The organism is Cellulomonas biazotea (assembly GCF_004306155.1).
In the GTDB taxonomy this organism is placed as follows: domain Bacteria; phylum Actinomycetota; class Actinomycetes; order Actinomycetales; family Cellulomonadaceae; genus Cellulomonas; species Cellulomonas biazotea.
This window is the reverse complement of sequence record NZ_BIMR01000500.1, coordinates 1-407: the sequence shown is the minus strand read 5'-3', so window position 1 is coordinate 407 and position 407 is coordinate 1. Positions and strand designations below refer to the sequence as shown.

At 81.3% G+C, this 407-nt stretch carries 1 pseudogene; it reads left to right on the top strand.

Annotation, left to right across the window (positions count from 1 at the left end):
* Positions 1-407 (top strand): annotated as a pseudogene (locus tag CBZ_RS20480) (sacsin N-terminal ATP-binding-like domain-containing protein); the annotation flags it as partial.

The window sequence follows — 407 nt, the reverse complement described above, 5'->3', positions numbered from 1 at the left end:
GTCGAGGAGCGGGCCGCGCGCGACTGGCGGGTCACGTGGGCGCTGCCGCGTACGGGCGAGCACCCCGCGGCGCGGGTCGTGCACGCGCCGACGCCGACCGACGAGCCGTCGACGCTGCCGGCGCTGCTGGTCGCGACGCTGCCGCTGGACCCGACCCGGCGTCACGTCGCGGCGGGTCCGCTGACGGACGCGCTGCTGGACCACGCGGCGGACGTCTACGCGGTGCTGGCCCGCCGGGTCGCGGCCGACGGCGGTGACGCGCTGGGGCTCGTCCCGACGGGGCTGCCGGACGGGGTCCTGGACGGCGACCTGCGGGCGCGGGTCGTCGACCGGCTGGGCCGGACGCCGCTGCTGCGGCGCGCGGCGGGGCAGGCGTCGGGCGGGTCGCCCGGTGCGCGGGACGACGC